7 protein-coding genes, 3 pseudogenes and 2 riboswitches are annotated in these 10,444 nt (G+C 75.0%); of the genes and pseudogenes, 8 read left to right on the plus strand and 2 right to left on the minus strand.

The window, feature by feature from the left end:
• Together ACFV0G_RS12320 and ACFV0G_RS12325 are read left to right on the plus strand one after the other, a co-directional pair.
• Positions 1-1,176, plus strand: a pseudogene (locus ACFV0G_RS12320) (hypothetical protein); the annotation flags it as partial.
• Between the two features lie 915 nt (positions 1,177-2,091).
• A complete protein-coding gene (locus tag ACFV0G_RS12325) occupies positions 2,092-2,586 on the plus strand; it encodes an ATP-binding protein (RefSeq protein WP_380545625.1) in 495 nt (164 codons plus the stop codon).
• 420 nt (positions 2,587-3,006) lie between these two features.
• Here the strand turns inward: ACFV0G_RS12325 and ACFV0G_RS12330 are convergent, their stop codons facing one another.
• Complete coding sequence (locus ACFV0G_RS12330) at positions 3,007-4,020, minus strand: NADP-dependent oxidoreductase (protein WP_380545627.1); 1,014 nt, start codon at positions 4,018-4,020, stop codon at positions 3,007-3,009.
• A gap of 98 nt (positions 4,021-4,118) precedes the next feature.
• Between ACFV0G_RS12330 and ACFV0G_RS12335 the strand changes: the two genes are divergently transcribed.
• Positions 4,119-5,033 (plus strand): LysR family transcriptional regulator, encoded by a 915-nt coding sequence (locus ACFV0G_RS12335; protein WP_380545629.1) that lies wholly within the window; start codon positions 4,119-4,121, stop codon positions 5,031-5,033.
• A 69-nt stretch (positions 5,034-5,102) separates the two neighbouring features.
• On the opposite strand, the pseudogene ACFV0G_RS12340 reads toward ACFV0G_RS12335, so the two are convergent.
• Positions 5,103-5,440 (minus strand): annotated as a pseudogene (locus tag ACFV0G_RS12340) (amino acid ABC transporter permease); the annotation flags it as partial.
• Between the two features lie 138 nt (positions 5,441-5,578).
• A riboswitch (SAM riboswitch) is annotated at positions 5,579-5,655 on the minus strand.
• A gap of 172 nt (positions 5,656-5,827) precedes the next feature.
• A riboswitch (SAM riboswitch) is annotated at positions 5,828-5,940 on the plus strand.
• Positions 5,941-5,978: 38 nt separating this feature from the next.
• On the opposite strand from ACFV0G_RS12340, the gene ACFV0G_RS12345 reads away from it, so the two are divergent.
• The 5 genes and pseudogenes from ACFV0G_RS12345 to ACFV0G_RS12365 all read left to right on the plus strand — a co-directional run.
• Positions 5,979-6,146, plus strand: coding sequence for a hypothetical protein (locus ACFV0G_RS12345; RefSeq protein WP_380545631.1), 168 nt, complete (start codon positions 5,979-5,981; stop codon positions 6,144-6,146).
• 141 nt (positions 6,147-6,287) lie between these two features.
• The gene (locus tag ACFV0G_RS12350; protein WP_380545633.1) at positions 6,288-7,538 is read left to right on the plus strand and encodes an LLM class flavin-dependent oxidoreductase; all 1,251 of its coding nucleotides are present in this window, start codon (positions 6,288-6,290) and stop codon (positions 7,536-7,538) included.
• 21 nt (positions 7,539-7,559) lie between these two features.
• Positions 7,560-8,942, plus strand: a complete 1,383-nt coding sequence (locus ACFV0G_RS12355; protein WP_380545635.1) for an NtaA/DmoA family FMN-dependent monooxygenase — start codon at positions 7,560-7,562, stop codon at positions 8,940-8,942.
• Positions 8,939-10,045, plus strand: coding sequence for an LLM class flavin-dependent oxidoreductase (locus ACFV0G_RS12360; protein WP_380545637.1), 1,107 nt, complete (start codon positions 8,939-8,941; stop codon positions 10,043-10,045). The genes ACFV0G_RS12355 and ACFV0G_RS12360 overlap by 4 nt, the downstream gene beginning before the upstream one ends.
• Positions 10,046-10,060: 15 nt before the next feature.
• A pseudogene (locus tag ACFV0G_RS12365) lies at positions 10,061-10,444 on the plus strand (LLM class flavin-dependent oxidoreductase); the annotation flags it as partial.

Here is a 10,444-nt window from a genome sequence, read left to right on the forward strand (position 1 = left end):
CTCGACGACTTCCGCGCCGTCGCCGCCCAGGTGGCCTACGAGGTGCCGCGGATCCCGATCGTCTCCACCGTCACCGGCGACACGCTCTCCGCCGAAGAGGTCCGCGACCCCGAGTACTGGGTGCGGCACGTCCGCGAGGCCGTCCGCTTCGCCGACGCCGTCCGGACCCTGGCCGGCCAGGGCGTCACCACCTACCTGGAGCTCGGCCCCGACGGCGTCCTCAGCGCCCTCGGCCAGGACTGCGCCACCGGGTCCGCCGCCTTCGCCCCGGTGCTGAGCCACGGCCGGCCGGAGGCCCGGACGCTGACCACCGCCCTGGCCACCGCGCAGGCGCGCGGCGCGGCCGTCGACTGGCCGGCGTACTTCGCCGGCACCGGGGCCCGCCGCACGGACCTGCCGACCTACGCCTTCCAGCGGGAGCGCTACTGGCCCGCGCCCGCCGCTGCCGGCGCGACCGGGGCGGCCGGGGAGCCGGATGCGGTGGACGCCCGATTCTGGGAGGTCGTCGAGTGCGAGGACCTGGCCGCGCTCACCGGCGAACTGGAGCTCGACGCCGACCAGCCGCTCGGTACGGCCCTTCCGGCGATCGCCGCCTGGCGCCGCCGCTGCCGCGAGCAGTCCACCGCGGACGGCTGGCGCTACCGGGCCGTCTGGCGCCCCGCCACCGAGCCTGCCGTCCCGGTGTCCGGGAGCTGGCTGCTCGTGGTCCCGGGCGGGGTCGGCCCGGCCGATCGCACCGCCGAGGTGTCCGCCGCGCTCACCCGCGAGGGCGCCGACGTCCGGGTGGTCACCTGGGCCGCCGGCGACGACGACCGTGCAGCGCTGGCCGCCCGGCTGCGGGAGGCGGCCGAGGCCGGTACACCGGCCGGCGTGCTCTCGATGCTCGCCCTCGACCCGGCGCCGCACCCCGCCCACCCGGCGCTGCCCGCCGGCCTCGCCGCCACCCTCCTGCTGCTACAGGCCCTCGGCGACGCGGGGGTCGGCGCGCCGCTCTGGTGCGCCACCGCGGGCGCCGTCGCCACCGGGCCCGGCGACCGTCCCACCGCGCCCGAGCAGGCCCAGGTCTGGGGCCTCGGCCGGGTTGCCTCCCTGGAACACCCCGACCGCTGGGGCGGCCTCGGGGGCCGGGCCGGCCAGCTCGCGGCCCGCACCCCCCCCCCGCGCGCCCCCCCCTGACAGCAGCACCGAACCGTGGACTGCTTGCCGGCGCAGCCGTCGTCACCCGGGTCGCCGACGATCACGAAGCTGCCGGCACGGGAGACGTCCACCGAGCCGCCGTTGATGGTCGAGCCGCAGAGGGCGAGCAGCGTGCCGTTCGAGGACAGCACGCTGCCCTTGATCGTCGAGTTGCTGACGGAAGTCGCCGAGTTCGCGCTCCTTCGAACCGCCGTCGGGCTTCGGCGCAACGAACGAGTGCAGCGTGGTGTCACTGGACGTGGCGCCGTGACTCAACGCCGGCCCCGCGCCGCACCGACCGGTGGGGCGGCCCGCCCCGACCGGCGCCGTCGGCGGTCCCGCACGCCTGCTCACCACCCCCCGAACGCCGACGGCGGCGCCCCGGGAGCACCCTTGCAACGCGCGTAGACCGAGGTGTATGGTCCCCGGTACGGCAGGAACGGGTCGCCACAGACGACCGTCCCCGCCGGTGGCCGACCGGACCGCGGGCTCGATCCCCGCGGGAGCGGACGCCGCGCCACCTCCTCGGGCCGTGCGTCCGGCGAAGGCCCCACGGACCCGGGCGCCTCGCAGCGCCGCGGCCCCGCCAGTGCGCCGCCGATCGCCGCCCACCGCACCGGAGCACGTTCGAAGCGACACCTCACGCCCGGACGGGGCCCGACCCCCGCCCCGGCATTCCGCAGCCCCGGATGCCGGGGCGCCACGGACCGCCCGCACGGCCGCCCCACGACCGCCGGCAGCCCTCCGCGGCACTCGGCCCGCGCGGCCGAGGACCCTCCCGCCCCGGGAGGCGACGACCGCCGCCGGCCCGTGGTCCCGCCATCCGCCGGCCGCGAGGCCGTACCCCGACCCTGGGGGAAGACCATGGAAGTCCGATGTACGACGAACCCCGCCGGACGGGCGAGGTCCGAGCGCGTGCTCGTCCTCAGGTCCGACCACCCGGAGGGGGCCCGGCGCCCGCTGCTCCCCCGGTCCCACCGGTGCGCGTGCCGCGAGACCGGCGAACTCGAGTTCTACGCCCGGATCCGCGTCGCACCCGCCGGAGAGTCCGCCCGCGACCTCCGCAACGCTGCGGCCGACCTCCTCTGCGCCTGGGGGTCCGGTGACCTCGTCGACACCGTGAAGCTGCTGCTCAGCGAGATCTTCACCAACGCCGTCCGGCACGCCGCGACGGGACCGTCCGGCACACCCGGACGGATCCGCGCGACCCTCTGCCAGAGCCGCGACTCGCTCACCGTCAACGTCGAGGACCCCGGCAGCGGCCTCCCGTCCGTCCGCTTCGTGCGGGACCCCGGCCCCGACGCCGAGAACGGCCGCGGGCTGCTCCTGCTCGAAGCCCTCGCCTCCGCGTGGGGCACCCGCACGACGCGGCGCGGGAAGACCGTCTGGTTCGCGCTGCGGCGCGCCTGAACCGAACGCCCGGCCCTCCGCACCCGTTCGGGCGGCAGGGGTCGTCCGACCACGACGGAACATGTGCTCACCGGACCGGGCACCGGCGCGTGCCGGGCCCGGGTCGGTGGCCCGCCCACGGGATCGGCAGGGAAACGGCCCTGCGGGTCCAGGGCGGGCGAGGGCCTCCGGACGGGGCGCGGTGCCAGCGCCGTCGTCGCGCCCCCGGGGGCTTCGAACCCCGCGCCGGGTCCCGGTCCGGCCGACCGGCATCCCGCTTCCGTCGGCCCGTGGACGAGGTCCGACAGCCGGTACCGGACGGGACCCGACGCGGGGATCGGCATCCACCCGGGCGGCCGCACGTCCGCGGCGCCACACCGTGGTCCACCGCTGCGACCCGCGGACGCGGAGACCGGGGCCGGGGCGGGCGGGACGGTCCGTTCAGCCGTCCGCCCCGGTCACCCCGGTCGCCCGCACGACGATCTTGCCCAGGTTCTCGCCCCTCAGCATCCCCAGGAACGCGTCCACGATGGCGTCGAAGCCGTCGACCACGGTCTCGTCGAGCGTGAGGCGTCCGCTCTGCAGGTGCGGCACGACGAACTCGTACAGCTCCTGCTGGACCCCGGTGTGGTTGCGGACCAGGAAGCCCTCCATGCGCAGGCTCTTCTCGACGATGTCGGGAAGGTTGCGCAGGGCGTGGGGCGTGCCGGTGCTGTTGTACTGGGCGATCGTGCCGATCCGCACGATCCGTCCGTACGCGCGCAGCGAGGAGATCGCCGCTTCCAGGTGCTCGCCGCCGACGTTGTCCACGAAGAGGTCGATCCCGTCGGGCGCCGCCGCGGCGAGGAGTTCGGCCACCGGACCCGCGTGGTAGTCGAAGACCTCGTCGTAGCCGACGTGTTCCATCAGGTGGGCGGCCTTCGCCGTCCTGCCCGTACTGCCGACCAGCCGTCCCGCACCCATCAGCCGGGCGAGCCGCCCGGTGGCCGTGCCCACGCCGCCGGCCGCCGCCGAGACGAACACGTCCTGCCCCTCGCGGAGTTCGGCGATCCGGGTGAGCCCGACGTAGGCGGTCAGGCCGGTGCCGCCGAGGATGCTCAAGTGCGCGGAGAGCGGTACCCCGTCGAAGTGGGGGACGGCACGCGCCTGTCCGGGGGCGACGACGGCGTGGGTGCGCCAGCCCAGCCGGTGGAGGACGATCGCGCCCTCGCGCAGCGCCGGGTCGCGGGAGTCCACGACCCGGCCGATGGTGCGGCCCTCCAGGGGTGCGTCCAGCGCGAAGTCCCCGTCCATCATCTCGCGGTGGTAGGGGTCCACCGACCAGTACAGGTTCTCCACCAGCGCCGTCCCCCGGCCGGGCACCGGTACGGCGGACTCGACGAAGGCGAAGTGGTCGGGGGTGGGGAAGCCGTGGGGGCGGGCGGTCTGGTGCACGGTCAGCGCGGTCTCGGTCATGAAGGTGAACGTACGGAGGAATGCGCGGCCCGGGGAGACGGTTGCGCTCATGGAACGGCCCGATCCATGAAGGGCCCTCATGGAAGCGGGTGGGCCCCGTGGCAGCCGCAGTTCCCGCCTCCCCTGCGGCTGCCCTCGCGGCTGCCGCCACCGACCTCGCCCCCCACGAGCTCCGCATCCTCGTGGCCGTCGACCGCGAGCGCGGGTTCTCGGCGGCCGCCAGGGCCCTCGGACTGACCCAGTCCGCGGTCTCGCACTCCATCCGCGGGACGGAACGCAAGGTCGGTGCGGTCCTGTTCGAGCGGGGCCGCAAGGGCGCGACACCCACCCCGGCCGGTGCCGCCGCTGCCGCCCACGCCCGCCGGGTCCTGCGGCTCCTGGAGACCCTGGCCACCGAGGCCCGCAGCGCCGAACGGGGCACGGTCACCGGACGGCTGCGCATCGCCGCCTTCCGCAGCGCCGCGCTCCACCTGTTGCCGCCCGCCCTGGAGCGCCTCACCGCCCGCCACCCCGGGGTCGAACCGGAGGTGCGCATCGTCCGCGAACTGGGCGCGGGCGCCGCCGGCGAGGTCGCCGAGGGGCACGCGGACGTGGGCATCGCGACGATCGACGCCGCCTCCCCTCCCGCGGGGCTCATCGGCGGCGTGCTCCTCGAGGAGCCGTACCAGCTGGTGCACCCGGCCGGTCACCCCGACCCGCGGTCCCTGCCCTTGGTGGACTGGCACGAGAACTGCGGCTCGTACACGCGTCGGTGGTGGGCCGGGCAGGACTGGATCCCGCAGGCGACCGTCCTGGCCGAGGACGACGGCGCGGTGCTCTCGCTGGTCGCCAGGGGCCTCGGCTTCGCGATCGTGCCCGCCCTCTCGCTGACCGGGGCACCGGATGGCATCGGGATCACCGACCTCGGCCCCGAACGGCCGACCCGCTCCGTGGGCTACCTCGCCACCCCGGAGCTGGCCTCCGGCGTCCTCGTCCGCGCCCTGATCCGCGAACTCAGGGCGGCCCGCCGGTGAGACCGGTTCGCCGCGCCGGCCCTCCCGGTCGGGATGCGGGTCGGGGTGCAGCAGCAGCTCGTCCGTGCAGACCACCCCGGCGGTGCAGGCGGCCTCGTTGAGGCTCGGGCCCACGACGGCGATCACCGTGTCGGTGGCCGGCTTCGACTCGCCGAAGTGCCAGAACGCCGGCCCAAGCGGCACACCGAGGCTCAACGTGCCCTGCAGCGCACTGAAGTTGCAGAGGAAGAACAGCACCACAACGAGCTGACGGCACGCAGCACCGGGCTGCGGGAGAACCTGGCCAGTGCGAGGACGACGCCGCCCGCGATCCCGAGCGCGGCGCTGTGGGCGGTGACCTCCAGGGTGACGGCCAGTCCGTCGGCGATGACCGGCCGGGCGAGCCAGTACCGGAAACGGTCCCACCGCGGGGAGTCGTACCGGGGCTGACGCACAGCAGGTCGACCGACCGGTTCGGACACGCCGCAGCACGGCCGCGGCAGCGGCCGGCGGCCCTTCCCGGAGCTGCGTGCATCGTCCTCACCCTTGCCGTTCCGCCCCGAGGGACATCGCGCTTACCGTGGTCCGGTCGGGTCCTCACCCGGGGCACCCCGCCGTGGAGGCGGGTTGCCGGTCTACGACAACGGCTTCTCAGGTCGCCAAAGCCAGAGGGGCTTTGCGGCCGCCGAGCGGCCGGAGCGTGAGACCGGGTTCCGTACCCGGACCGGGATCGTCGACGCCTCCCTCGATCGCCCATGGCCGTCGCCCCTCCGACGGGATTGTGCCGGACGCCGTCGCCGGGTTACCGTGCAGCAGGTCGCGAGTGTCAGCATCGAGCCCTGGCTTGCTGACCGGCAACCCTCCTCCGCGGCGGGGTGCCCCAGGTGATGACCCGGCGGAGCCGAGAACGGCACCGCAAGCGCGAGCTCGAACCGGTGGGCACCGAGCGGAACGGAGGTGACGGCAGTGCCAGGCATCCGGCAACACCCTGCGGCCGTCACCGTCAAGGCCGACTGCCTCACCGTCACGACGTGCGCGCGTCTCCACATCGACCTGCAGCGGGTCACCACCGCGCTGTGTCCGGTGTCCCGGCACGCCGTCGTACCGCGCACCGCCGCGCTGCACGCCGCCTGAGCCGCGTCGCAGCGGACGACCTCCCGTACCGACCCGCACCGGCCGGCAGCTGCCCGCGGCCCGTGGCGGCTCCGTCCGGCGTGCCGTGCCGCGTTCCGCACCGTCAACGACCACCCCCCTCCGGACAGGAAACGGTCTCCCATGCCCCGATCCTCCGCCCTCCTGCACCTGGCCGTCGCCCTCGACGGCGCGGGCTGGCACCCCGCCGCCTGGCGCGAGCCCGACGCGCGCCCCGAAGCCCTGTTCACCGCCGGCTACTGGGCGGATCTCGTCGCCGAGGCCGAGCGCGGCCTGCTGGACCTGGTGACCATCGAGGACTCCCTCGGCCTCCAGTCCGCCCACCCCTTCGACCCGGACGAGCGGACCGACCAGGTGCGCGGCCGTCTCGACGCCGTCCTGATCGCGGCCCGGATCGCGCCGCTGACCCGGCACATCGGCCTGGTCCCGACCGCCGTGGTCACCCACACCGAACCGTTCCACCTGTCCAAGGCCGTCGCCACCCTCGATCACGTCAGCACCGGTCGCGCCGGCATCCGGGTGAAGGTGTCCGGACGGGCGGACGAGGCCGCGCACTTCGGCCGCCGCCCGGCGCCCGACCTGCGGATCGAGGACCTCGACACGCCCGCCGGCCGGGCGGTCCTCCGGGACCTCTTCGGCGAGGCGGAGGACTACGTCGAGGTGCTGCGCCGGCTGTGGGACAGCTGGGAGGACGACGCGGAGATCCGCGACGCCTCCACCGGACGCTTCATCGACCGCGCCAAGCTGCACTACATCGACTTCGAGGGACGCCGGTTCAGCGTGCGCGGGCCGTCCATCACCCCGCGCCCGCCGCAGGGCCAGCCCGTCGTCGCCGCACTGGCCCACCGCGGCGAGCCCTACCGCCTCGTGGGCCGCTCGGCGGACATCGGGTTCGTCACCCCGCGCGACGCCGACGACGCCCGCGCGATCGTGGCCGAGGTCCGCGAGGCCCAGGCCGCCGCGGGCCGTGCCGGCGAGACCGTGCACCTCTTCGGCGACCTGGTGGTCTTCCTCGACGAGGCCCCCGGAGCCGCCGCCGAGCGCAGGGCACGCCTCGACCGGAGGGCGGGCGCCGCCCCCGCCGGCGACGCCCGCGTCTTCACCGGGACACCCGCCGAACTGGGCGACCTGCTGCAGGAGTGGCAGCGGGCCGGACTCACCGGCTTCCGGCTCCGCCCCGGTGCCCTCCCCCACGACCTGGAACGGATCACCCGCCGCCTGGTCCCAGAACTCCAGCGCCGCGGGATCTTCCGCACCGCCTACGAGGCCTCCACGCTGCGCGGGCTCCTCGGCCTGCCGCGCCCCGCCAACCGCTACGCCGCCCCCGCCACCCCCGCCGCGACCGGCACCGGTGCCGCCGGCACCGCCGTCTGAGCCGGAAGGACCGCACGAGCGATGAGCAAGCCCGTCAAGCAGATCCACCTCGCCGCGCACTTCCCCGGCGTCAACAACACCACCGTCTGGAGCGATCCGGCCGCAGGCAGCCAGATCGACTTCAGCTCCTTCGTCCACCTCGCCCGGACGGCCGAGCGCGCCAAGTTCGACTTCCTCTTCCTCGCCGAAGGGCTCCGGCTGCGCGAGCAGAACGGCCTGATATACGACCTGGACGTGGTGGGACGCCCGGACACCTTCACCGTCCTGGCGGCGCTCGCGGCCGTCACCGAGCGGCTCGGCCTCGCCGGGACCATCAACTCCACCTTCAACGAACCCTACGAGGTCGCACGGCAGTTCGCCTCGCTGGACCACCTCTCGGCGGGCCGGGCGGCCTGGAACGTGGTCACCTCCTGGGACGCGTTCACCGGCGAGAACTTCCGCCGCGGCGGGTTCCTCGCGCAGGAGGACCGCTACGAGCGCGCCCGGCAGTTCCTCGCGGCGACGTGGGAGCTGTTCGACTCCTGGCACGGCGACGAGATCGTGGCGGACAAGGAGACCGGCGTCTTCCTCCGCGCACCGCGCCCCGGACGGTTCGACCACCACGTCCGCGAGTTCGACATCTCCGGGCACTTCAACGTGCCGCGCAGCCCGCAGGGCCGCCCGGTGATCTTCCAGGCGGGCGACTCGGAGGCGGGCCGCGAGTTCGCCGCCTCGGCCGCCGACGCCATCTTCACCCGGCACGGCACCCTGGAGGCGGGCCGGGCCTTCTACGCCGACGTCAAGGGGCGCCTGGCCCGGTACGGCCGCTCGCACGACGACCTGAAGATCCTGCCCGGCGTCACCTTCGTCCTCGGCGACACCGAGGCGGAGGCCCACGAGAAGGCCGCCCTGATCCGCCGCCAGCAGGTCAGCGGCCAGACCGCCATCAGGCTGCTGGAGCAACTGTGGAACCGCGACCTCAGCGCCCTTGACCCCGACGGTCCACTCCCGGAGGTGGACCCGCTGGTCGGCGAGCACACCGTCGCCCGGGGCCGCGCCTCCGTGCGGATGCACCGCGATCCGCTGGCGGTCGCGGCGGAGTGGCGCGCCCTCGCGGAGGCCAAGAACCTCTCCGTCCGCGAGCTCATCATCGAGGTGACCGGGCGTCAGTCGTTCATCGGCACACCGCTCCAGGTCGCCGAGGCGCTGAACGAGTTCGTGCAGACCGACGCGAGCGACGGATTCATCCTCGCGCCGCACCTGACCCCGGGCGGCCTGGACGAGTTCGCCGACACCGTCGTCCCGCTGCTCCAGGAACGCGGGGTGTTCCGCACCGAGTACGAGGGGGAGACGCTGCGCGACCACCTCGGGCTGGGGGCGCCCCGTCCGGTCCGCGGCCGCGCCGCGGCGGGGGCGGCCTCGTGAAGTTCCTGGCCATCACCCTGATCGCGCACGCCCCGGACCCGGTGACCGGGGTACGGAAGTCGACCCAGGAACGGTTCGCGGAAGTGGTCGACAGCGCGCTGCTCGCCGAGGAGCTGGGCTTCGACGGCTTCGGCGTGGGCGAGCGCCACGAGCGGCCGTTCATCTCCTCCTCGCCGCCGGTGGTGCTCGGCCACATCGCCGCCCTGACCGGGCGCATCCGGCTGTTCACGGCGGTGACCACGCTGAGCCTGCTCGATCCGGTGCGCGCCTACGAGGACTACGCGACGCTCGACCACCTCTCCCGCGGCCGCCTGGAGCTGATCATCGGCAAGGGCAACGGTGCCGCCCAGCGCGACCTGTTCCACGTCACCCCCGAGGACCAGTGGGACCGCAACGCCGAGTCGTACGAGCTGTTCCGCCGCATCTGGCGGCAGGACAGGGTGACCCACCGGTCGCGCTTCCGCCCCGAGCTGAAGGACGCGGAGGTCTGGCCCCGGCCGTTCCAGCACCCGGTCCGGGTCTGGCACGGCAGCGCGACGAGCCGTGAGTCGGTCGACCTCGCGGCCCGCTACGGCGACCCGCTCTTCTCCGCCAACGTCACCAACCCGGTCGAGCCCTACGCCGAACTCGTCCGGTACTACCGCGAACGGTGGCGGCACCACGGCCACGACCCGGCCCTGGCCACGGTCGGCGCGGGCACCGCCGGGTTCCACGCGGCGCGCACCTCACAGCAGGCGCTCGCGGAGTACCGGCCGGTCTTCGAAGGCCGCCTGGCCCTCCAGAAGCGGCTCGGCCTCGAACCGGTCTTCGCCACCCTGGAGGACTTCGCCGAGCGCAGCTCCGCCCTGATCGGCAGCCCGCAGCAGGTGATCGAGAAGGTGCACCGCTACCACGAGCAGCTCGGCCACACCGTGCTGCACCTGCACGCCGACGCCTCCGGCCTGACCGACGCGCAGCACCGGGACGGCCTGGAACTGTTCCAGTCCGACATCGCCCCGACCCTGCGCCGGGAGATCCCCGATCCGCCGTGGCCCTGGGCACCGGTGGCGCCGGCCTCCCCCGCGGCCGAGGCGCCCGTCCCGGCCGCGTCCGCAGCGCACTGACGAAGGACCTCCCCCATGGCCGACACCCCGCTCACCGTCCTCGACCTCGTTCCGATCTCCTCCGGCTCCGATGCCGCCCAGGCCCTGCGCAACAGCATCGACCTGGCCCGGCACGCCGAGGAACTCGGCTACGCGCGCTACTGGTTCGCCGAGCACCACCTCAACCCCGGTGTCGCGGGCACCTCCCCCGCCGTCGTCCTGGCCCTCACCGCCGGCGCGACCTCGACCATCCGGCTCGGGGCCGGAGCCGTCCAGCTCGGCCACCGCACCGCGCTCGCCACCGTCGAGGAGTTCGGCCTGCTCGACGCGCTGCACCCCGGCCGGTTCGACCTGGGCCTGGGCCGCTCCGGCGGCCGGTCCGCGGCCCCCCGCGGCCCCCCGCCCCCGCCCGGCGGGGGC

It is taken from the genome of Kitasatospora sp. NPDC059571 (assembly GCF_042735675.1).
Classification (GTDB): Bacteria; Actinomycetota; Actinomycetes; order Streptomycetales; family Streptomycetaceae; genus Kitasatospora.

Excerpts from the sequence above, each read along its gene's own strand:
- ACFV0G_RS12330 (WP_380545627.1), bottom strand. The coding sequence starts at position 4,020 with ATGACCGAGACCGCGCTGACCGTGCACCAGACCGCCCGCCCCCACGGC.
- ACFV0G_RS12350 (WP_380545633.1), top strand. The coding sequence starts at position 6,288 with ATGCCCCGATCCTCCGCCCTCCTGCACCTGGCCGTCGCCCTCGACGGC.
- ACFV0G_RS12355 (WP_380545635.1), top strand. The coding sequence starts at position 7,560 with ATGAGCAAGCCCGTCAAGCAGATCCACCTCGCCGCGCACTTCCCCGGC.